General features: G+C 71.5%; 20 protein-coding genes and 1 riboswitch. Of the genes, 9 read left to right on the forward strand and 11 right to left on the reverse strand.

Annotated elements, in window-relative coordinates; all coding sequences use genetic code 11:
• Positions 1-60 precede the first annotated feature (60 nt).
• On the forward strand, positions 61-1,299 hold the full coding sequence (locus ACQEV8_RS11815) for a glycosyltransferase 87 family protein (protein ID WP_432959586.1): 1,239 nt from the start codon (positions 61-63) through the stop codon (positions 1,297-1,299).
• Here ACQEV8_RS11815 and ACQEV8_RS11820 read toward each other — a convergent pair.
• Positions 1,257-2,582 (reverse strand): MATE family efflux transporter, encoded by a 1,326-nt coding sequence (locus ACQEV8_RS11820; protein WP_432959587.1) that lies wholly within the window; start codon positions 2,580-2,582, stop codon positions 1,257-1,259. The genes ACQEV8_RS11815 and ACQEV8_RS11820 overlap by 43 nt on opposite strands.
• A 123-nt stretch (positions 2,583-2,705) precedes the next feature.
• On the opposite strand from ACQEV8_RS11820, the gene ACQEV8_RS11825 reads away from it, so the two are divergent.
• The gene (locus ACQEV8_RS11825; RefSeq protein WP_432959588.1) at positions 2,706-3,236 is read left to right on the forward strand and encodes a PadR family transcriptional regulator; all 531 of its coding nucleotides are present in this window, start codon (positions 2,706-2,708) and stop codon (positions 3,234-3,236) included.
• Between the two features lie 191 nt (positions 3,237-3,427).
• Here ACQEV8_RS11825 and ACQEV8_RS11830 read toward each other — a convergent pair whose 3' ends face one another.
• The 5 genes from ACQEV8_RS11830 to ACQEV8_RS11850 form a co-directional block, all read right to left on the reverse strand.
• The gene (locus ACQEV8_RS11830) at positions 3,428-4,612 is read right to left on the reverse strand and encodes a hypothetical protein (RefSeq protein ID WP_432959590.1); all 1,185 of its coding nucleotides are present in this window, start codon (positions 4,610-4,612) and stop codon (positions 3,428-3,430) included.
• 33 nt (positions 4,613-4,645) lie between these two features.
• Complete coding sequence (locus ACQEV8_RS11835) at positions 4,646-5,659, reverse strand: NlpC/P60 family protein (RefSeq protein WP_432959592.1); 1,014 nt, start codon at positions 5,657-5,659, stop codon at positions 4,646-4,648.
• A gap of 200 nt (positions 5,660-5,859) precedes the next feature.
• A complete protein-coding gene (locus ACQEV8_RS11840; RefSeq protein WP_432959593.1) occupies positions 5,860-6,900 on the reverse strand; it encodes an NlpC/P60 family protein in 1,041 nt (346 codons plus the stop codon).
• Positions 6,901-7,146: 246 nt separating this feature from the next.
• Complete coding sequence (locus tag ACQEV8_RS11845; RefSeq protein ID WP_432959594.1) at positions 7,147-8,496, reverse strand: NYN domain-containing protein; 1,350 nt, start codon at positions 8,494-8,496, stop codon at positions 7,147-7,149.
• Positions 8,497-8,533: 37 nt separating this feature from the next.
• On the reverse strand, positions 8,534-8,773 hold the full coding sequence (locus ACQEV8_RS11850; RefSeq protein ID WP_003989675.1) for a hypothetical protein: 240 nt from the start codon (positions 8,771-8,773) through the stop codon (positions 8,534-8,536).
• Positions 8,774-8,932: 159 nt separating this feature from the next.
• On the opposite strand from ACQEV8_RS11850, the gene ACQEV8_RS11855 reads away from it, so the two are divergent.
• The 7 genes from ACQEV8_RS11855 to ACQEV8_RS11885 all read left to right on the forward strand — a co-directional run bounded on the left by ACQEV8_RS11855 (position 8,933) and on the right by ACQEV8_RS11885 (position 15,266).
• A complete protein-coding gene (locus ACQEV8_RS11855) occupies positions 8,933-9,685 on the forward strand; it encodes a rhomboid family intramembrane serine protease (protein ID WP_432959596.1) in 753 nt (250 codons plus the stop codon).
• Positions 9,682-9,963 carry an Lrp/AsnC family transcriptional regulator gene (locus tag ACQEV8_RS11860; RefSeq protein WP_030848030.1) on the forward strand — a complete coding sequence of 94 codons (282 nt, stop codon included), beginning with the start codon at positions 9,682-9,684 and terminating at the stop codon, positions 9,961-9,963. The genes ACQEV8_RS11855 and ACQEV8_RS11860 overlap by 4 nt, the downstream gene beginning before the upstream one ends.
• Positions 9,964-10,062: 99 nt before the next feature.
• Positions 10,063-10,389 carry a small secreted hydrophilic protein gene (locus tag ACQEV8_RS11865; protein ID WP_432959597.1) on the forward strand — a complete coding sequence of 109 codons (327 nt, stop codon included), beginning with the start codon at positions 10,063-10,065 and terminating at the stop codon, positions 10,387-10,389.
• Entirely contained in the window at positions 10,319-11,830 is a 1,512-nt protein-coding gene (locus ACQEV8_RS11870) for an ATP-binding protein (RefSeq protein WP_432972620.1), read from the forward strand. The genes ACQEV8_RS11865 and ACQEV8_RS11870 overlap by 71 nt, the downstream gene beginning before the upstream one ends.
• Positions 11,827-12,486 (forward strand): response regulator transcription factor, encoded by a 660-nt coding sequence (locus tag ACQEV8_RS11875; RefSeq protein WP_215121980.1) that lies wholly within the window; start codon positions 11,827-11,829, stop codon positions 12,484-12,486. The genes ACQEV8_RS11870 and ACQEV8_RS11875 overlap by 4 nt, the downstream gene beginning before the upstream one ends.
• 159 nt (positions 12,487-12,645) lie before the next feature.
• Positions 12,646-14,061 carry an SLC13 family permease gene (locus ACQEV8_RS11880; RefSeq protein ID WP_432959599.1) on the forward strand — a complete coding sequence of 472 codons (1,416 nt, stop codon included), beginning with the start codon at positions 12,646-12,648 and terminating at the stop codon, positions 14,059-14,061.
• An 11-nt stretch (positions 14,062-14,072) separates the two neighbouring features.
• Positions 14,073-15,266 carry a glycerate kinase gene (locus ACQEV8_RS11885; RefSeq protein ID WP_432959601.1) on the forward strand — a complete coding sequence of 398 codons (1,194 nt, stop codon included), beginning with the start codon at positions 14,073-14,075 and terminating at the stop codon, positions 15,264-15,266.
• Here ACQEV8_RS11885 and ACQEV8_RS11890 read toward each other — a convergent pair.
• From ACQEV8_RS11890 to qcrC, 5 genes are all read right to left on the reverse strand, one after another.
• Positions 15,221-16,588, reverse strand: a complete 1,368-nt coding sequence (locus ACQEV8_RS11890; RefSeq protein ID WP_432959602.1) for an aminotransferase class V-fold PLP-dependent enzyme — start codon at positions 16,586-16,588, stop codon at positions 15,221-15,223. The two genes, ACQEV8_RS11885 and ACQEV8_RS11890, sit on opposite strands and share 46 nt — an antisense overlap.
• 142 nt (positions 16,589-16,730) lie before the next feature.
• Positions 16,731-16,847: riboswitch (SAM riboswitch) on the reverse strand.
• Positions 16,848-16,921: 74 nt separating this feature from the next.
• Entirely contained in the window at positions 16,922-17,986 is a 1,065-nt protein-coding gene (gene trpD / locus ACQEV8_RS11895; protein ID WP_432959603.1) for an anthranilate phosphoribosyltransferase, read from the reverse strand.
• A 125-nt stretch (positions 17,987-18,111) separates the two neighbouring features.
• The gene (gene qcrB, locus ACQEV8_RS11900) at positions 18,112-19,734 is read right to left on the reverse strand and encodes a cytochrome bc1 complex cytochrome b subunit (protein WP_432959605.1); all 1,623 of its coding nucleotides are present in this window, start codon (positions 19,732-19,734) and stop codon (positions 18,112-18,114) included.
• Positions 19,731-20,801, reverse strand: a complete 1,071-nt coding sequence (gene qcrA / locus ACQEV8_RS11905; protein WP_432959607.1) for a cytochrome bc1 complex Rieske iron-sulfur subunit — start codon at positions 20,799-20,801, stop codon at positions 19,731-19,733. Before qcrA ends, qcrB begins: the two co-directional genes overlap by 4 nt.
• On the reverse strand, positions 20,798-21,610 hold the full coding sequence (gene qcrC, locus ACQEV8_RS11910) for a cytochrome bc1 complex diheme cytochrome c subunit (protein ID WP_382587092.1): 813 nt from the start codon (positions 21,608-21,610) through the stop codon (positions 20,798-20,800). The genes qcrA and qcrC overlap by 4 nt, the downstream gene beginning before the upstream one ends.
• Positions 21,611-21,672 lie beyond the last annotated feature (62 nt).

Below are 21,672 nucleotides of genomic sequence, written 5' to 3' on the forward strand. Positions count from 1 at the left end.
TCACAGCTCTCCGGGACATCATGACCCCATCGACAGAGCACGCGGACGGGCAGGGATCAGGTGAAGACGACGGGCACGAGGCGGTCCCTGGCATGGCTGCCGGTGATCTGGTGTCTCACGAGGCTGGCGCTGCTGCTGTTCGTGACGAAGGTGTACGTCTTCCCGGGCCCGGACGTGACGAGCGACGTGCACGTCATCTACCAGGGCTGGTACGACGTCCTGCGCACCGGAACGTTCCCTCAGAACGACGTCACCTGGCAGTACCCGCCCGCGGCCGCCCTGGCGATCCTCTCCCCCGCGCTGCTCCCCTTCCTGCACTACGCGACCGCGTTCTTCGTCCTGGTCTGCGTCACCGACCTGGCCGTCCTGGCCCTGCTGGCGTACGCCGGGCGGCGGCCCGGCAGGACCCTGCGCGGCGCCTGGGTCTGGGTGGTGGGCGTCCCGCTGCTGGGGCCGACGGTGTACGCGCGCTACGACGTGATGGTCACGGCCGTGGCGGTGGCCGCCCTGCTCGCGGGCGCCCGGCACCCGAGGACCCTGGGGGCGCTGGCGGCCTTCGGCGCGCTGCTGAAGGTCTGGCCTGCGATGCTCCTGCTGGCCGCCCGCCGGCGGAGCGCCTGGGTGTCGGCCCTGGTCACCGGCCTCGCGGTGACGGGCGTCTTCGCCCTCGCCATGCCCGGCGGGTTCGCCTTCCTCACCTTCCAGCGCGACCGGGGCACCGAGGTGGAGTCGCTCGGCGCGCTCGTCTTCCATGTCGCCCGGCACTTCGGCTGGCAGGGCGAGGTGCGGCTGAACTACGGCTCGATCGAGTTCCTCGGGCCGTACGTGAGCGAGGTGAGCACGGGCGCGCTGTTCCTGACGGGTGCGGCCCTCGGCTGGCTGGTGCTGTGGCGGCTGCTGGCCCGGCGCTTCGAGGAGCACACGCTCGCCGACGCGGCCTTCGTGGCGGTGCTGATGTTCACGACCACCAGCCGGGTGATCAGCCCGCAGTACATGGTGTGGCTGGTCGGGCTGGCCGCGGTGTGCCTCTGCTTCCCCGGGACCCGGATGCGGCTGCCGGTCGGCCTCGTCCTGGTGGCGTGCTTCGTGACGGTACTGGAGTTCCCGCTCTACTTCGCCAACGTGGTGGCCAGCGACGGCCTCGGCCTCACCCTGCTGCTCCTGCGCAACGGCCTCCTGGTAGCCGCCACCCTCCTCGCGGCCCGCGCCCTGTGGCAGGCGACGGTGCCGCGCACGGTCCCCGCTCCCCTGCCGTCTCAGCCGGCCGCCCGCGCCGGGGAGACCCCCGTCTCCTCCTGAGCCGGGGCCCGCCGGAACAGCACGCCCGCCAGCGCGCACTGCACCGCTGTCGCGAACGCCAGCGCGAGACACACCCCCGGCAGCCCGAATCCCGTCAGGCCGTACGCGAGGGCCAGCTGGACCCCGGTCCCGAGCACGGTCACCCGCAGCAGCGCCGAGGCGCCCCCGCTGCCCTCGAAGACCCCGCCGAGCGCGATGAGACAGGCCATCAGCAACAGGTAGGGCCCGACGCAGCGCAGGAACAGCACGCCCTCGTGCGCGACCCCGGTCCCGGCACCGAACGCGGCCATGAGCCAGGGGGCACCGGCGGCCAGCAGTACGGCCGCGCTGAGGCCGAGGGCGCCCGAGACGAGCACGGCCTGCCGGCCGATCGCCCGCCGCTCGTCCTCTCCCGCGCCCCGGGAGTGCGCGGTGTGGATGGCGGCGGCCTGGCGGACGGCGTAGAAGGCCATGGTCGCCACGTACATGACCTTGTAGGCGATCGCGTACCCGGCCACCGCCGCCACACCGAGCCGCGCCACGATCGCGACCAGGACCAGGGCGCCGGTCTGCCGCACGGTGAAGTCGGCGGACATGGGCAGACCGGTCGACAGGGTCCGGCGCAGGGAGACGGCCAGGGACTCGCCCGCCTCCGCCCGGCGTGCCTCGCCCAGCAGGGCGTTGCGCCGTACCGCGACGAGGCCCGCCGCAAGCGCCACGGACCGGGACAGCACCGTTGCGGCGGCGGCGCCCCGGACGCCGTAGAGATGGATGAAGAGCGGGTCGAGGGCCAGGATCAGGCCGTTGGAGAGCAGGGCGAGCCGCAGCGGGGTGCGGGTGTCGCCGGTGCCTTTGAGGAGGCCGTCGACGAGTTGCTGGGCGAAGAAGACGGCCATGCCCGGCAGGGAGAGCGTGAAGTAGGCGACGGCGAGCGGGAGGGCGGCGCTGTCGGTCCCGCCCAGCACCAGCCGGGCCAGCGGTTCGCGCCCCAGCAGGCCACCCGCCACGACCAGCGGCGTCACCAGCGCCCACAGCGCCCATCCGCCGCGTACGGCCGCCCGCACGGCCACGGGGTCGCGGGCACCCCGGGCGTGTGCGACCAGCACGGTCGTGCCCGAGCCGAAGACCAGGGCGATGCCGAGCAGCACGTTCTCGGTGTTGGTCGCCACCGCCACGGCGGCCACGGCCGGACCGCCCAGCCGCGCGACCCAGACGGTGTTGATGATCCCCGCGGCGACGGAGGCGAGCAGTGAGAGGTAGACGGGGCCGGCGAGCAGGAGGAGGTGCTTGCGATGGGCGTTCACGGTGGCTGTCCCCCCTGGTTCTCATGACCCTCCTGAACCTTGTAACCCTCGAAACGATGCATCTCGATTCGAGGTAGCTCGTTAAGAGGTAGCATGCGTCGGACATCACCCGCAAGGAGGACCATGCTGGAGCTGTCGATCCTGGGCTTCCTGGCCGAGGAGCCCCTGCACGGCTATGAGCTCAAGGAGCGCATCAAGGCGCTGACCGGCCATGTCCGGCCGGTGAGCGACGGCGCGCTCTACCCGGCGATCACGCGCCTGGTCGGGGCGGGCCTGCTCGACCAGCACACCGAGCCGGGCGCGAGCGCGGCCCCTCGCCGGATCCTCGCCCTCACCGACCGGGGCCGTGAGGAACTGCTGGAGCGGCTGCGCCGGCCGAAGCAGACCGAGATCACCGACCACGTCCGCTTCAACACGGTCCTGGCGTTCCTGCGCCACCTGCCCGACCGGCACGAGCAGGCCACGGTGCTGCGCCGCCGGCTGGACTTCCTGGAGACCCCGGCGAGCTTCTTCTACGACTCCGGCAAGCCGGTCCGTGCCGAGGAGGAGGACGACCTGTTCCGCCAGGGCATGCTCCGGGTCGCCCGGGCGACGGGCGAGGCGGAGCGGGCCTGGCTGCGGGAGACCGTCGCGCTGCTCGATCAGCCGGACTGAGCGCGAGGCGGATGGGCTATGGGTCCCTGCTCGGCGGAGGCCGAGAGCTCGGGGCCCCTCTCGGCGGGCCGCGCACCCGCCCGGCTCCGGCCACGGCCGGACCGCCGAGCCCGGTGTGCCGCCGGTTCCGAGCCATCGGCGCGATCAGCCGGACTCAGGCCGCGGGCCCGTCCGGCCCGACCGCTGCTCGATCAGCCGAGCTGAGCCCGCAGATACTCCTGCCACTGCTCCGTGAAGGCCTCCAGCGTCGTCCCCAGCACCTCACGCATCGCCTCCGCCACCGCCCCGGACCGCTTCCGGTGGTCCCCGACGGCCCGGTAGAACTCGCCCAGCCGGGACTCGCCCCAGCGGTCGGCGATCAGCCGGCACGCCGTCCAGCCGCTCTCGTAGGCCCGGGCCAGGCGGCTCGCGTCTCCGGTGAAGCCGAAGTCCTTGTCCTCCGGCAGCGCCTGCGGGAGCTGACCCTGGCTCACTGCCCGGGACAGTTCCGGCGCGGCCTCGGAGGGGACACGGCCGGTGGCGCGGTAGCCGGCCCAGTCGGCGTACCCCTCGGACAGCCAGAGGGGGGTGGCGGCACTGGTGTGGGCGCGGGTGGCGACATGGGTGGTCTCGTGGGTGACGACGACCTGCTCGCCGAGGCCGCCGAGGAGCGCGAACGCGTCCGGGTTGACGATGATCCGGTCCGCGGGCGCCCGGGCCGGCGCGCCCGTCTCTCCGGTGGTGACGGCCGCGATCCCCCGATAGGAGGACGCGGGCGAGCCCAGCAGGCCCGCCATCCCCTCCAGGGACTTCGGCACGAGCAGGACCACGTGCCGGGACCAGTCCGTGCCCCACGCCTCCGACACGGCGGGCACCGCACGGTCGGCCAGGTCCGCGAAGTCGCGCAGCGACCGGCCGGACTGCCCGACGCCGAGGACGAGGCTGCGGGCGCCCCGGACGGCCCGCACCGCTCCCTGGTCCCACAGTTGCTGCGCGGACTTCTTCGCGGGCCGGTCGGCCTCGACGGACCACTGCCCGTCCGCGTCCCGGCTCAGCCGCAGGGTGCGGCCCGCGGTCACCGGCGCCCGGTCGTACCCGGCGACGCGGTAGCGCAATTCGGCGTCGGCGGTGGCCGTGGCGCCGGTGCGGCGCACTTCGGTCACCCGGTACGACCAGGCGGCCAGCGGCACCGCGCGCAGCCGGGCGAAATCAACCCCCGTGCCCGTCCGTTCGTAGGCCCGCTCGTCGCGGTCCAGGACGGCTGCGGCCCGCCGGTCCAGGAGCCGCTGGACGTCGGCCGTGGCGCTGTCGGCGGCGGACCGGCCGCCGCACCCGACCAGGCCGACGAGCAGCACGACGAGCGCCACCACCGCGGACCCCGACCTTCGACCAGCCACGTTCCTGATCGTACGGGCGCCGGGCCGCGCCGGTCAGACCCTGGTGACCGACGAGACGGGCATCATCCCGACCGGGTCGTAGCGCACGGGTGCACCGGGGTAGGGCGCGTGGATGACCTGGCCGTTGCCCATGTACATCCCGATATGGCTGGCGTCGTCCCGGTAGGCGACCAGGTCACCGGGGCGCGCCTCGGAGAGCGGGACCTGCCGGCCGGCGTACCGCTGGGCCTGCGAGGTGCGCGGCAGGGAGACCCCGGCCTGCGCGTACGACCACTGCGTCAGGCCCGAACAGTCGAAGCCGGAGGGGCCGTTGGCGCCCCAGACGTAGGGCCGGCCGACCACGCTGCGAGCGGCGGCGACGGCGGCTGCTCCGCGGCCCGAGGCGGGGGTGGCGTTCCCGAGGTAGGGCAGGTCGCCGCGGCCGGAGCGGGAGGCCCGGTCGTAGGCGGCGCGTTCACTCTCCGGCAGGGAGTTGAGCAGCCGCCGGGCCGTGGCGAGCTTCCGCTCGACGGACTTCTTGTGGACGGCGACCGTCTTGCGGCTCTTCTCCAGTTCGCGGAGCTTTTCGGCGGCCTCCTCGCGGTCCTGGGCGAGTGCGCGCATGGCGTCCTGGAGGTCCTTCAGCTCACCGGCCTGGTGGGCGGTGACACGGTCGAGCCGGGCGGCCCTGTCGAGGTAGTCCTCCGGGTCGTCGGAGAACAGCAGGGCGAGGGCCGGGTCGAGGCCGCCCGAGCGGTACTGGGCGCCGGCGAGCGAACCGAGCGACTCCCGCATGGAGTTGATGCGCTGCTGCTGACGGGCGATCCGGTCCCGGGCGGTACCGGCCTCCTCACGCAGTTCGTCGGCGCGCTCGTCGGCCTCGTTGTAGGCCTCGGTGGCCTTCTCGGCCTGCTCGTAGAGGCGGTCCACCTCGGCCCGGGTGTCGTCGTGCGGCGCGGACGCGGCCGGTACCGCGCACAGGGCGGTGGCCGCGACGGACAGGAAACCGACCGCGGCACCGGCGCCCCGGTCGAACCCGGACGGTGCAAGTCGGCGATGGGACCCCACGGGAAGCCGCGCTCCTTCCGCTGACGGACTTGGAAACGCGGCAGACAGTAGCCCCGCGACCGGGGGCAGCCAACGACCATCCGGGGGTGTGCGGCACCGCGCCCCGCCGCTGACGCAGGTCACCGGCGGGGCGTGGGCTTACTCAAGACTGTGCTGATTCCCTCGAATGGCGGACACGGCGTCCTCCGGGGAGCCGTTCGTCAGACGCGGACACCGAACATGAACGGGCCGCCGATGGTGTCCATCGACTCGTAGCGGACGACCGTGCCGGTGCGCGGGGCGTGGATGATCTGCCCGTTGCCGGCGTAGAGGCCGACGTGGTGCAGGTCGTTGAAGAAGAAGACCAGGTCGCCGACCTTGAGCTGGCTGACCGAGGAGATCCTGGTGCCGATCTGGGACTGCGCCTCGGAGGTGCGCGGGATCTGCATGCCGGCCGCCGCGTAGGCCCGGGAGGTGAGGCCGGAGCAGTCGTAGGAGCTGGTGCCGGTGGCGCCGTAGACGTAGGGCTTGCCGAGCTGGCTCTGGGCGAAGGCGTAGGCCGCGGCGGCCCGGCCCGAGCCGGGCGGGACGTTGCCGGAGATGGCGTCGCGCTCACTGTCCCGGCTGGCGCGGTCCTGCTGGGCGGCGAGCGCCTGCTTCTCGGCGGCGGTGAGGCTGTTGAGCAGCTTCTGCGCGGAGCCGAGCTTGCCCTGGACTTCCTTCTTCTTCTTGCCCAGTTCGGTGCGGGTGGAGGCGAGGTCCTTGAGCTTCTCGGAGGCCTCGGCGCGCTCCTGGGCGAGTTCGCGCTGCTTCTCCTGGACCTTCTTCAGCGCCTCGACCTGCTGGCTGCTCAACTGGTCGAGCGTGGAGGCCTTGTCGAGGTAGTCGTCCGGGTTCGAGGAGAGGAAGAGCTGGACCGAGGGGTCGATGGAGCCGGTGCGGTACTGCGACGCGGCCGCGAGGCCCAGGCTGTCGCGCAGCTCGTTGAGCTCCTCCTGGCCGCGGGCGACGTTGTCCTGGATGGTGGAGATCTCCTTCTGGAGCTTCTCCTGCTTCTCCTTGGCCCCGTTGTACTTCTCGGTGGCCTGCTCCGCCTCTTCGTAGAGCTTGTCGACCTTGGCCTTGACCTCGTCCTTGCTCGGCTTCTCGCTGGGGGCCGCGTTGGCGGCCTGCGAGCTGAAGGCGACGGCAGCGGCGGCGGCGGTGGTCAGCACGGTCACACGTGCACGGCTCGGCTGCTTCGGACGACGGTGGGACGCCACGGGTGAAAGCTCCTTCTGCCCCTCCGCCGTCTCTCCCGATGAGTGATCACCCGAGCGGAGGTTTCGGAGCCCGACCCTAGTGACCTTCCTGTGATCAGTTCAAATCCTCAGATGAAAAATTGCGTCACAGTGAGCCAACTTTTCCCCTGGACTCACAGGCGGTGAGACTCACTTGACTTAACGTGGCCCACATGCCTCATCAATGCGGGCATCACGCCCGGACGTTACGCATCGCCCGTACGGTGCCTAGGCCCGCGAAAGGCGCTTGAGGAGCATCGCCGAGGCCACCGGGCGGGCGCCGGCCCGGGCCACCCCGTCGGCGACCTCCCGGTCGGTGGACGCGACGATGACCGGCCTTCCGGGTGGTTCGGCGCGCACCAGTTGACGGATGAGCTCGTCGGCGGTGACGCCCGGCTTCGAGAACAGCACCCGTACCCCTCGCGGCGGCGCCAACAGGACCGGCGCGGCCAGTTCGGCCCCGTCGAAGACACACGTCACCTCGGCGCCGCTCTGCGCCGCCAGTTGGGAGAGCTGCCCCAGCAGCCTGAGGCGCTGCTTCTCCAGCGGCATCTGCGGATAGCCGGTCTTGGTGACGTTGTAGCCGTCGACGACCAGATGGGCCTGCGGCAGCGCCAGCAGCTGGTCGAGGACCTGCGGGTCGTTCTCGGAGAGGGCGCGGGCGGCGATGTCCTTCGGGGTCATCCGGCCCGGCTCGACGGCGTCCACGGTCTCGGCGGGCCGCACCGACACCGGCGGCAGGGCCAGTTCGCGCCGGAGCCCCTGGGTGGCGTCCAGCAGGGTGTCCAGCAGCAGCCGGACCCGCATGTCCTCGACGCTGCGGCCTTCGCGGGCGGCCCGGCGCGTGGCCTCCAGGGCCGCCTCGGTCTCCCCCAGCCGGGCCTTGAGCCGCCGGGTCTCGCTCTCGGCGGCGGACACCTGGGCGTGCCCCTCGGCGCGGACGGCCTCCATCTCGCCGTTCGCCTTGCGCAGGGCGGCCTCGCCGCGCTTGACGTCGCTGAGGGCGGCGCGGAGCTTGCGGTGCAGCGACTCGGATTCCCTCTTGGCCGATTCCAGCTCCGTGCGCAGCCGCTCGGTCTCGGCCCTGGTGTGGTCACGAGCCCGGGCCAGCTCGGCGCGCAGCCGCTCCAGCTCGGCCCGGCTCTCCTCGTCGACGCGCTCGGCGTCGGCCCGCTGGGCCTCCTCGCCCGCGGCGGTCACCAGCTTGACCCAGTCGGTGGGCCGCAGTACGTAGGCCGCGGCCGCCACGTCGAGCGGGTCCGCGGCCGGGGGCGGGGAGCCTGAGTCGAGGGCGCCGGCGAGTTCCGGCTGGGCCTCTCTGAGCTTCTCCCCGATGCGCTGCCGGAACAGCGGGTCGGTCTCCAGCGCCGAGGCCATGGCATTGCCGGCGAACTTGGCCCTGCGGTTGGGGGCGAACCGGGCGTACTGCCTGAGCTGTGCGGGCAGCTCGCCGACCGTCAGCGATCCGAAGCCGTCGGAGACGATCTGCACGACCTTGCGGCGCACGCCGTCGGGCAGCGGACGGTCGAGCACCTCGGCGGCGCCGTCGCCCGGCCCCCCGCCCGTGGTCTCCACCATCCGTCACACCCCAATGCCTGTGCGGGGCCAGCTCCCCTCAGGAGCCGGCGCCCGGCCTGTCCACGAGTTCCACCTGGTCCACCGCGTTGCACCAGCGGCAGCGCACCGACTCGATGGTCTCACTGAGCACCTCGCGCTCCTCGACCTTCGGCTCTCCGGCCAGGTCCAGGTGGACGTACTCGACGACCTTCGACGAGCGGGTCACGTCGAAGCGCGTGAGGTTGCCGCAGAGGGTGCAGCGCCACCGCGTCTCGGCGGTCGGCAGGGGAACCGTCATCGTGGCCTGTTCTCTTTCCTTCTAGTGTCCGTGACGCCACCGGCTTCCCCGGTGCGTGTGGCTCGTAACCCTACGGCCTGCGGCGTCCTCGTAGCCTGCGTGTCCACGGCGGCGAGGCGGTCTGTGCGGTTGCGTCCGGTTACGTCATGCTCTGTAGCCATGATCAGCAAGTGGAGTGCGTCGATCACCCGGGCGAGCGGATCGATCAGGGGTTCGTCGGCGCCGGTGACGTACACACTGATCGCCCTGTGCTGCACGGTCTTCCTGGCCGGGCCCGCCTCGGGCATCGGCCCGGCGTACGGCTCGGGCGACGATCTGCTCGCCGCGCAGCGGGCCTACTTCCGGCACTGGGGCGTGATCCCCGCGGAACTGTTCGAGGGATCCCCCGAGGCAGCCCTCACCCCGGTGACGGCGCTCTTCGTCCACGGCACCTGGGTGCACCTGCTCGGCAACATGCTCTTCCTCTACGTCTTCGGGGCGATGACCGAGGAGCGGATGGGGCGGGTGCAGTTCACCCTGTTCTACGTCGGCTGCGGCTACCTGGCCCTGCTCGGGTACGCCATCGCCAACGCGGATTCCGAGCAGCCCCTGGTCGGTGCCTCCGGGGCGATCTCGGCGGTCCTCGGCGCGTTCCTGTACCTGTTTCCCCGTGCCCGGGTGACCAGTCTCCTGCCTTTCCTCTTCTTCCTGCCGGTGCGCTTCCCGGCCTGGGTCGTGCTGCCGTTCTGGGCGGCACTGCAGTGGCTGGCGGCGGGACGGGCCTCGGAGGGGCCCGGGGTGGCCTACCTCGCCCACCTGATCGGATTCGGCCTGGGCTTCTGCTACGCCTCGGTCCGCTACGGCCGTCCCACCGGCCCCACTAGAGTGAAGACCGCCCCTGCTCCGGCCCCCGAGGGAGAGAACCAGCCGTGATCACCGCGATCGTCCTGATCAAGACCAGCGTGGACCGGATCCCCGAGATCGCGGAGTCGATCGCGGCGCTGGACAGCGTCAGCGAGGTCTTCTCGGTCACCGGCACCTACGACCTCATCGCCATGGTCCGGGTGAAGGAGCACGAGGACCTCGCCGAGGTCATCCCCGGCCGGATCAGCAAGATCCCCGGTGTCGAGGGCACGGACACGCACGTGGCGTTCCGTACGTACTCGCAGCACGACCTGGAGGCGGCGTTCTCGATCGGGCTGGACAACTGAGGAACCGCCGCCCGTGAACGCGGGCCGCGGGCTCGGGATGAAGAGTTCTTCATCCGCGCTTCATCCCGCTCCCCGGGTTCCGTCCGCAGGATCGGGCGCATGGTTTTCTCTCGCCGGATGGCGGCCCTGTCCGCTGTCGTCCTGATCCCGCTGGGCATCGCCGCGACCAGCTACGCCCTCGCGGACAGCCCCGAGTCGCCCAAGGTCCCCTCCCAGCAGGTGGAGCTGGACAGCCGCTCGCCCACGCCCACCTCCACGCTCACGCCCGCCGCGAAGCCCACGCCGCCCGCCGGAACGCCGGGCGACGAGGTCGTCTCGCGGCCTCCGGTGACCGACAGCTCGGCTGGTGACGATGATGACGACGACCGCGGCCAGGGCAACGGGGACGACGGACCGGGCGACGACGGACCCGGCTCCGACAACTGACCCCGGCCGGCGGCGGGTCTCCGCCCGGGTCCGGATCCTGCTCTGGCTGCTGCTCGTGATGGCGGTCGCGCTCGCCTCGGTGGCCATGACCACCCGCTCCTTCCTGTTGCGGGACGTCGACAACCGGATCAACCGCCTGCTCACCCAGGAGACCGGCGAGTTCGCCAACTTCGAGGAACGGGGCGGGGATCCACAGACGGGCCGCCCGTTCACCGACGCGAACCGGCTGCTGACGGTGTTCCTGGAACGGCAGTACCCCGACGCGGACGAGGAGCTGATCGGCCTGGTCGGCCGGGCGGGCGACGGCCCCCGGCAGATCCGCCAGCGGCACGACCTGCCCGTCGCCCTGCCCCTGCACCGGGATCCCGCCGCCAAGCGCGCCGTCTTCGACTCGCCCGAGTCCTCCGGGGTGCTCCAGCGGCCGGAGGGCGAGATCCGCTGGGCCAAGGTCACGGTGGCCCAGCAGGGCCGGGCGCCGGACGCCGCGTTCGTCGTCGCCTTCCACCCGGAACGCGAGCAGGCCCGGGTGAACGACATGTTCCGCACACTGCTCGTCATCTCCGGGGCCGCCCTGCTGCTGACCGTCGGCATCGCCTGGGCTGTCGCCGGGCGGATCCTCAAACCCGTGCGGGTGGTGCGCACCGCGGCGGCCCAGCTCACCGAGCAGGGGCTCACCCGGCGGATCCCGGTGCACGGCAACGACGACATAGCGGCCCTCGCCGAGACGTTCAACGGCATGCTCGACCGGCTGGAGCGGGCCTTCGCCGCCCAGCGCGAGTTCGTCGACGACGCGGGGCACGAACTGCGTACCCCCATCACCATCGTGCGCGGCCATCTGGAGCTGATGGGCGACGACCCGGCCGAGCGCGAGGAGACGGTCCGGCTGGTCACCGACGAGCTGGACCGGATGAGCCGCATCGTCGAGGACCTGCTGCTGCTCGCCAAGGCCGAACGCCCCGACTTCGTCACCACCGAGCCGGTCCAGGTCGCCGAACTCACCGCCGACGTCTACGTCAAGGCCCGCACCCTGGGCGAACGCGACTGGCGGCTCGACGGGGTCGCCGACCTGGAGGCCGAGCTGGATCCGCAGCGGATCACCCAGGCCATGGTGCAGCTGGCGCAGAACGCCGTGCAGCACACCACGACCGGCCAGACCATCCGTATCGGCTCCCGCGCCGACGGCCCGGACCTGGAGCTCTACGTCGCCGACTCCGGCCCAGGGGTGCAGCCCCAGGACGCCGAGGTGATCTTCGAACGCTTCCGGCGCGGCACGGCCCGCCGCGGCGCCCGGGGCTCCGGCGCGGGCCTCGGGCTGTCCATCGTCAAGGCCATCGCCGAGGGCCACCGGGGCCGGGTACGGCTCTACGACCCGCCCGGTGGCGGCGCCGGCTTCGCCCTCGTCCTGCACGCACCCCGGGCACCGGAAGGGGACCCCACGTGAACCGCATCCTCATCGTCGAGGACGAGGAGCGCATCGCCTCCTTCGTGGAGAAGGGCCTGCGCTCCAACGGCTTCACCACGACCGTCGTCACCGACGGCGACGCGGGCTACGAGTACGCCCTGACCGGCGGCTTCGACCTCGTCGTCCTGGACATCGGACTGCCCGGCCGGGACGGCTTCACCATCCTGCGCGAGCTGCGCGAGGCGCGGGTGTCGGTGCCGGTGATCGTGCTGACCGCGCGGGACTCCGTACGGGACACGGTGGCCGGTCTGGAGGGCGGCGCCGACGACTGGATGACCAAGCCGTTCCGCTTCGAGGAACTGCTCGCCCGGGTACGGCTGAGGCTCCGTACGGCGGCGCGGGCGCCGGAGGTGACGGTGCTCAGGTCGGGCTCGCTGAGCCTCGATCTCCGTACCAGGCGGGCACGGTCCGGGGAGCGGACGGTAGACCTGACGGCTCGTGAGTTCGTGCTGCTGGAACTGTTCCTGCGGCATCCGGGCCAGGTGCTGTCCCGGGAGCAGATCCTGTCCCATGTGTGGGGGTACGACTTCGATCCGGGGTCCAACATCGTGGATGTGTATGTGCGGACGCTGCGGAAGAAGCTGGGGGCGGAGCGGGTGGAGACGGTGCGGGGGATGGGGTACCGGGTGCCGTAGTGCGACGTGTTCGCCGTTGCCGGGTGCGGGTCGTGTGTGGCTGGTCGCGCCCACGCGGCGGAGCCGCACATCGATACAGCCCCGCGCCCCTGGGGCGGGTGAAAACTCCTTCATGCAAGGCTCATGGAGGGCTCACCGCTCTCGCCGATCGTCTATGGCGTGACCCTGAACCTGCGCTCCACCACCGCCCTTTGCCTGGCGCTGTCATTGTGCGCGCTGCTCGCGGTCCCCGTGAACTTCCCGGGACTCGGCGGCGACGCCCGTCTCACGCTCGCCGTGTTCGTGCTGGCGACCTGCGCCTGGATCGGGACGTCGATCGACGACACCTACATCGCGCTGGGCGCCGGGCTCGCGCTCACGGTGACCGGGGTGATCAGCAGCGACACCCTGTTCGGCACGCTCGGCGATGCCACGGTGTGGCTGTTGATCTGCGCGTTCGTCCTGGCGGCCGCGGTGAGCCGGACCGGGCTCGCGGGCCGGGCGGCGGTGTTCCTGGTCAGCGGTGCCCGCACCGTACGGCAGCTTGTGCACCTGACGACGGCCGCGCTCGTCGTCACGGCGTTCGCGGTGCCCGCCACCTCGGGCCGGGCCGCGCTCGCGCTGCCGGTGTTCCTCGCCCTCGCGAAGGTTCTCGCCGACCGGAAGCGACTGGTGGTGATGCTGGCGTTGCTGTTTCCGACCGTGATCCTTCTGTCGGCGGTGGCGACCCTGATCGGTGCGGGCGCGCATCTGATCACCGTGTCGGTGCTGTGGGAGACGACCGGGCAGCACATCGGTTTCACGGAGTGGCTGCTGCTCGGCCTGCCGCTGGCCGTGGCCTCGTCTCATCTGGCCGCCGAGCTGGTGATGCTGACGACGACCCGGCGGGCGGACCGCCGCGGCCCGGTCAGCATCACCCCGGAGCAGGTCCAGGAGCACAGCGAGCAGCCGGTGACCGGCTCCTGGAACCAGGCCGAGAAGCGCTGCGCCCTGCTTCTGGCCACGGTGGTGCTGCTGTGGTGCAGTGAGCCGCTGCACCGGGTGCCGCCCGCCCTGGTCGCGCTGATCGGCGCGGTCATCGCCTCCTCCCCCGCCCTCGGCACCGTCCGTCTGAAGGACGCGCTGAAGACCGTCCCCTGGTCGCTGCTGCTGTTCATGGCGGCGACGATGGCGATGGGCGTCGCGCTCGCCGACTCGGGAGCGGCGAAGTGGCTGGTCTCGGGGCTGCCCACGGGCGAATCGCCGGTGCTGTTCCTCACGATCGTGATCTCCGTCAGTACGGCGGCCCACCTGGTCCTGCAGTCCCGCTCGGCCCGTTCGTCGGTCCTGGTCCCGCTGGTCGTGGCCGCCGCCGTCGGCGTCGGCGTCAACCCGGTCGCCGCCGCGCTCGCCTCCACCGCCGCCGCGGGCTTCTGCCACACCCTGCCCGCCTCGGCCAAGCCGGTCACGCTCTTCGCGCAGCTCCCCGGCACCCCCACCTACACCCCGCGCGACCTGCTGCGGCTGTCCGCGTTCCTGGCGCCGCTGACCGCCGCGCTGGTCCTGCTCTTCGCCGTCGCGGTGTGGCCGCTGCTCGGCGTGTCCGTCACCCGTTGAGGAGAGTCCTGATGCTGACCCGTGTCGTCGTAGCCCCCAGTGGCTTCAAGGAGTCCCTGTCCGCGGAGGCGGCGGCCGACGCCATCGCCGCTGGTGTCCGCCGAGTCCTGCCCGACGCCGAGATCGACCTGGTTCCGCTGGTGGACGGCGGCGAGGGCACGGCGCTCGCCCTGGCCGCCGCGACCGGAGGCCGGCTCGTCACCGTGCCCGCCACCGGTCCGACCGGGGAGACCATCGGCGCCCACTTCGCCCTGCTGGGCTCCGGGGACACGGCGGTGGTGGAGATGGCGGCGGTCGCGGGCCTCTCCCTCGTCCCGCGCGACCTGCGCGACCCGGGCGCCACCACCACCTACGGCGTCGGCGAACTGATCCGCTCCGCGCTCGACCTGGGCGTCCGGCGGATCCTCGTCGGCTGCGGCGACTCTGGCACCTCGGACGGCGGCGCGGGCGCGCTCCAGGCGCTCGGGGCCCGGCTCCTGGACGAGGAGGGCGGGGAACTGCCGTACGGAGGCGCCGCGTTGGCGCGCCTGCACCGCATCGATCCGCACGGCCTGGATTCCCGGCTGGCGGAGGTGGAGCTGCTCGTCGCCTGCAATCCCTACAACGTGCTGTGCGGCGAGCGGGGCGTCGCCCGGGTCTTCGGCCCGCAGAAGGGCGCGACGCCTCTCCAGGTCGAGGAGCTGTCGGCCGCACTGGAGAACTGGGCGTTCGTCCTCACCCGCGACGTCGCCGTCCCGGACACCGATCTCCGCTCCGGTCCCGGCACGGGAGCCTCCGGCGGCCTGGGAGCCGGTCTCGCAGCCCTCGGCGCCCGGCTCCTCCCCCGCTTCGACGTGCTGCTGGACCATCTCGACCTGGACGCCCGCCTGGCCCGCGCCGACCTGGTCATCACCGCCGAGGGCGCCCTGGACCACCAGACACCGCGCGGCAAGGTCCCGGCCGAGGTGGCCCGGCGGGCCAAGCTCCACGGCCGCCCGGTCCTGGCCCTCGCGGGCACGCTCGGCGAGGGCGCGCACCAGGTGCCGGGCGTGGACGCGTTCAGCGGCATCCTGCCGGCACCGATGGCCCTGGCGGAGGCCCTGGTGCGGGCCTCCGAACTCCTCACGGACGCGACCGAACGCGCCCTGGGAATGATCCTTCTGGGTGCCCGGCTACCGGCTCACGCGGAGGTGTCGGGGACGCAACGGCCGTCCTCCGTACGGTAGTTCCACCGCGCGCCGTCCCGGACCAGCTCACGCACGGCGTCGACGAACCGCTCGACGTGCTCGTCGGGCGTGCCCGCGCCGAAGCTCACCCGGATGGCGTTGAGGGACTTCTCCCCGGGAGCCGCCTCCGGTGCTCCGCACTCGCCCTGGGTCTGTGGGTCGCTGCCCAGCAGGGTCCGCAGGAGGGGGTGGGCGCAGAACAGCCCGTCCCGCACCCCGATGCCGTACTCGGCGGAGAGGGCTGCGGCGAAGTGGGAGCTGTTCCAGCCCTCGACCACGAAGGAGATGACGCCGACGCGCGGGGCGTCGTCACCGAAGAGGGAGAGGATCCGGACCTCCGGCACCTCGGCGAGTCCCGTACGCACCTTCTCGATCAGGTACCGCTCGCGTGCGACCAGGTTGTCGAACCCGGCCTCGGTGAGCGCCGTGCAGGCGGAGGCGATGGAGTAGGCGCCGATGACGTTCGGGGAACCGGCCTCGTGCCGGGCGGCGCTGTCGTGCCACTCCACGTCCACGCCGCCGTCCGTACGCCGCGCGACCTTGCGCGAGGCACCGCCGCCCGCGAGGTAGGGGTCGGCCTCGCGCAGCCAGTCGGCCCGGCCGGCCAGGACGCCGGAGCCGAAGGGCGCGTACAGCTTGTGCCCGGAGAAGGCGACCCAGTCGACGTCGAGGTCCGCGACGGACACCGGGTGGTGCGGGGCCAGCTGGGCGGCGTCCAGCACGATCCGGGCGCCATGGGCGTGCGCGGCCGCCGCGAGCTCCCGTACGGGCCACAGCTCGCCGGTGACATTAGAGGCGCCGGTGACGCAGACGAGGGCCGGACCGTAGGGGTCCCGGTCGGCGAGGGCGCGCTCCAGGGTCTCGACGGCCTGGCCGGGGCTGCTCGGGGCGTCGAGGTAGGTGACGCGCGCGTTCCGCCACGGCAGGAGGGAGGCGTGGTGCTCGGTCTCGAAGACGAAGACCTGGCAGCCGTCCGGGAGCGCGGCGGCGAGGAGGTTCAGGGAGTCGGTGGTGGACCGGGTGAACACCACCTGGTCACCGTCCCGGCAGCCGAGGAACTCCGCCACGATCCGCCGGGCGTTCTCGAAGAGGTCGGTCGACAGCTGGGACAGGTACCCGGCGCCGCGGTGGACACTGCCGTAGTACGGCGCGTAGGCGGCGACGTCGTCCCAGACGCGCTGGAGCGCCGGGGCGCTGGCGGCGTAGTCGAGCGCGGCGTAGGTGACCTCGCCGCCGGTCACGAGCGGCACGGTGACATCCCGGCCGAGAACGGGCAGCGAGGCACAAACGGACTGGTCGGCGGCAGCGGTGGAGACAGACATGGCGGAACTCCCGTGAGAGACAGGGGTGAGAGAAAAGGGGTGCGCGGAGGCGGGGCTCTGCGGCCCTATCGCATTCGCTTGCTCACGGGGGGCTCCTCGACGACCAGGACCCCTGCCCTCGCTGAATCAAAAGCGTGCGAGGGGTCCGCGCTTGCCGTAGACCTCGCTGCCTACGGCCCGGTCTTCACCCGGGGCACCCCGCCACGGACGGAGGGTTGCCGGACAGTCGGCCGGGGCCTCATGACTGTCACTCATGACCTGGTCAGGAAAGTACGTGAAAAGATCGGCGCCCCGCAACCCGAGTCCGGATCGCGGGACGCCGTACGGGATCCGCTACGCGTTGCTGGCTGCCACCCAGCGCTCCAGGGTCCGCTTCGCCGCCCCCGAGTCGATCGACTCCGCCGCCTTCGCCATCCCGGCACGGACCTGGTCGGCCAGCGGTGCCGCCATCGGCTCCAGAGCCACCAGCGCCGCCGCCGAGTTCAGCACCACCGCGTCCCGCACCGGCCCGGTCTCGCCCTCCAGCAGCCGTCGCGCGACCTCCGCGTTGTAGGAGGCGTCCGCGCCGCGCAGGGCCTCCACGGGGACCAGCTCGAGGCCCACGTCGCGCGGGTCGAAGGACTCCTCGGTGACCTTGCCGTCCCGGACGATCCACACCCGGGAGGTGGCCGTGGTGGTCAGTTCGTCCAGGCCGTCGTCGCCCCGGAAGACCAGGGACGAGTTGCCGCGCTCGGCGAAGACGCCCGCGACGATCGGTGCCATGCGGGGGTCCGCCACACCGACGGCCTGGGAGCGCACCCGGGCCGGGTTGGTCAGCGGGCCGAGCGCGTTGAACACCGTACGGATGCCCAGCTGGCCGCGAGCCGCGCCCGCGTGGCGCAGCGCCGGGTGGAACTTCACCGCGAAGCAGAAGGTGATCCCGGCCTCGTCGGCGACCTCCGCGACCCGGTGCAGGGGCAGCTCCAGATTGACCCCCAGCTTCTCCAGCACGTCGGAGGCCCCGGACGCCGAGGACGCGGCCCGGTTGCCGTGCTTGACGACCTTCGCGCCCGTGCCGGCGACGACGATCGAGGACATCGTGGAGATGTTGACCGTCTTGGCGCCGTCACCGCCCGTGCCGACGATGTCGACCGTCGCCCCGGGCACCTCGATGACGTTCGCGTGCTCGTACATCGTCCGGACGAGGCCGTTGATCTCCTCGACGGTCTCGCCCTTGGCCCGCAGGGCCACCACGAAGCCCGCGATCTGCGCCTCGGTCGCCTCGCCGCGCATGATCCGGTCCATCGCCCAGGCGGTGTCGTCCGCGCTCAGGTGCCTGCCGTCCAGCAGGCCGTTCAGCAGGGCGGGCCAGGAGCGGCCCGCCGCGGTGTCGCCTCCAGCGGGGGTCACAGCGCTCATCAGCCGCTCCTGGGTCCTCGTACGTCACGTAAAAGCAGTGGTCCCACCCTATCCAGCCCCGGGCACCACGAAGGGCCCCGTCCGAACACCGGACGAGGCCCTTCTGTGGCGTGGCGAAGCAGCGATCAGTGGTGGCCGTGGCCGCTCGTGATCTCCCGGTACTCCTCGGCGGTGGGCTTCGGGATCTGGGCCCCCTCGCCGTAGTAGGACTCGCTGAGCTTGGCGCGCAGCTTCTCGGAGCCCTTCACCTTGCGCTCGACACCGTTCTCGTCGGCCGTCGGACCGATCTCGGCCGGCTGGTACTGCTCGTGCGCGGTGAGCGTGTACATCTGCTCCTGGCTGAGCGGCTCGTGCACCTCGATGAACTCACCGTGCGGCAGGCGCTTGATGATGCCCGACTCGCGGCCGTGCAGCACCTTCTCCTTGTCCCGGCGCTGCAGGCCGAGGCAGATGCGCTTGGTGACGATGAACGCGAGGACCGGTCCGACGAAGAACCCGATCCGGACGAACCAGGTGACCGAGTTGATCGACAGATGGAAGTGCGTGGCGACGATGTCGTTGCCACCGCCGATCAGCATGATGATGTAGCCGGTGACCCACGCGACACCGACACCGGTGCGGGTCGGGGCGTTGCGCGGCCGGTCCAGGATGTGGTGCTCGCGCTTGTCCCCGGTGACCCACGACTCGATGAACGGGTAGAGGGCGATGATCCCGAGGAAGACACCGAAGAGCACCAGCGGGATGAACACGCCCAGGACGAGCGTGTGGCCCCAGAAGTTGACCTCCCAGCCCGGCATCGCACGGATCAGACCCTCGGCGAAGCCCATGTACCAGTCGGGCTGGGCACCGGTCGACACCTGGTCGGGACGGTAGGGGCCCAGGACCCAGATCGGGTTGATCGTCGCGATGCCGGCGAGGGCCGAGATGGCACCGAAGACCAGGAAGAAGAAGCCTCCGGCCTTGGCCATGTAGACCGGCAGCAGCGGCATGCCGACGACGTTCTTGTTGGTCCGTCCGGGACCCGCGAACTGGGTGTGCTTGTGGTAGAAGACCAGGATCAGGTGGCCGACCACGAGCCCGAGCATGATGCCCGGCAGCAGCAGGATGTGGATCGAGTAGAACCGGGCGACGAAGTCGGTGCCCGGGAACTCCCCGCCGAACAGGAACATCGAGATGTACGTGCCCACGATCGGCACGGACAGGATCGCGCCCTGCGTGAAGCGGACACCGGTGCCGGAGAGCAGGTCGTCCGGGAGCGAGTAGCCGGTGAAACCGGTGAACATGCCCAGGACGAACAGCAGGAAGCCGAACATCCAGTTGATCTCACGCGGCTTGCGGAACGCGCCGGTGAAGAAGACGCGCATCATGTGCACGAACATGCCGGCGAGGAAGATGATCGCCGCCCAGTGGTGGATCTGCCGGATCAGCAGACCGCCGCGGACGTCGAAGCTGATGTCCAGGGTGGAGGCGAACGCCTCCGACATCAGCTGCCCCTGGAGCGGGACGTAACTGCCGTGGTACTCCACCTCGTTCATCGACGGGTGGAAGAACAGCGTCAGATACACACCCGTGAGGATGATGATGATGAAGCTGTAGAGGCAGATCTCACCCAGCATGAAGGACCAGTGGTCCGGGAAGATCTTGCGCATGTTGGCCTTGGCCAGGGAGTAGATCCCGAGGCGGCCGTCGGCCCAGTCGGCGACCCGCTCACCCGCGGGTGCCTTGCGGCGGTCTTGTGCAGTGCTCATCCGCGCTCCCAGAAAGCAGGGCCGACGGGCTCGTCGAAGTCGCCGAGCGCCTGAAGATAGCCCTCGTCGTTCACGCCGATGCGGAGCTGCGGCAGGGCGTGACCGGCGGGACCGAAGATCACTCGGGCACCGTCGGAGAGGTCGAAGGTGGACTGGTGGCAGGGGCAGAGCACGTGGTGCGTCTGCTGCTCGTACAGGGAGATCGGGCAACCGACGTGGGTGCAGATCTTCGAGTACGCGACGATGCCCTCGTGCGACCACTCGAGCTCGCGCTTGTCCTTGATGTTGTCCGGCTGGATCCGGACGATCATCAGGGCGGCCTTGGCGATCTCGTTCTGGAACTCGTGGTCGTGCTCCTCCAGGCCCTCGGGCTTGGCGAAGGTCAGCGAACCGACCGCGACGTCGGACGCCCGCAGCGGCTCGTTCGTGTTCATGTTGACGAGCAGCTTGCCCTTGGACCACAGCGTGTGGCGGAGCTTGGTGCCGGGCAGCGGGCCGAGGTCGCGCAGCAGCACGACACCGGAGAGCGGCACCAGCGTGAGCGCGCCGAGCATGGTGTTGCGGATCAGCTTGCGGCGGCCGAGCGCGGACTCCTTGGCGCCCTGCTTGAAGTCCGCGAAGACCTTCTCGCGGACCTCGGGCGTCGCCGCGATCGCGTGCCGCTCGTCGGCGACCTCCACGTCGGACATCAGAGTGCGCGCCCAGTGGACGGCGCCCGCGCCGATGCAGAACAGCGCGATGCCGAGCGTCATGCCCAGCGCGAAGTTCAGGGCGCTGATGTGACCCAGCGGGAAGATGAAGACCGACTTGTCGACCGGGATCGCCACGAACGAGGCGATGAAGGCGACGGTGGCCAGCATCGACACCGTGAACAGCAGGGCGACCGAGCGCTCGGACCGCTTGGCGGCCCGCTCGTCGATGTCCTGGATCCGGTGCTCGTGGGGAGGCAGGCCCGGGTCGGCGAACGGGTGCTTGTCGTCCGGGACGCTCACCGCGTCGTGACCGTGCTCGTCACGTCCCGCGTGCTCGGCGGGCAGGTTCTCTTCTGGAATGTCTTGGCTACTCATGACTTCTTGGCCTTTGCGGTCCGGGCGGCGACCCACACGGCGACGGCGATCAGTCCGCCGAGACCGAAGATCCAGCCGAACAGGCCCTCGCTGACCGGCCCGAGGCCGCCGAGCTCGAGGCCGCCGGGGCTCTCGGTCTTGTCGCTGTTGACCGCGTCGAGGTAAGCGATGATGTCCTTCTTGTTCTCCTCCGACAGCGTGGTGTCGGGGAAGGACGGCATGTTCTGCGGGCCGGTCTGCATGGCCTCGTAGAGGTGCTTCGCGGAGACGCCCTCGAGGGTCGGCGCGTACTTGCCGTGCGTCAGCGCGCCGCCCTTGCCGGTGAAGTTGTGGCACTGCGCGCAGTTGGTGCGGAACAGCTCACCGCCCTCGGCGATGTCGGCGCCCTCGGGGCCGTACTGCTCCTCCGTCGGGATGGACGGACCGGCGCCCAGCGAGGCGATGTACGCCGCGAGCTGGTCGATCTCGGCCTGCGAGTAGATGTTCTTCTTCGCCGGGACCTGCGGGCCCTGCGAGGTGGCGGCCGGCATCCGGCCGGTGCCCACCTGGAAGTCGACGGCCGCGGCGCCCACACCCACCAGGCTCGGCCCGTCGGAGGTGCCCTGACCGCCGGTGCCGTGGCAACTGGCGCAACCGACCGAGTAGAGCTTCTTGCCCTCCTCGATGGTGAGGGACTGGGCGGTTTCGTCGGCCTTCGCCGGGCTCGTCGGTGCGAACACGGCATACAGCCCCCCGGTGCATGCCAGCGCGAGGAGTAGGACGACGAGCGCCGCCAGCGGGTGGCGTCGTCGTGCGGAGAGCTTTTTCACGGATTACCCCGGTGTCAGGATCTTCTGCGTCGATGCTTCTGGGATGCGCGCTTCGTGGAGCA

The sequence above is a fragment of the Streptomyces sp. CA-179760 genome (assembly GCF_050937045.1).
Lineage (GTDB): Bacteria > Actinomycetota > Actinomycetes > Streptomycetales > Streptomycetaceae > Streptomyces.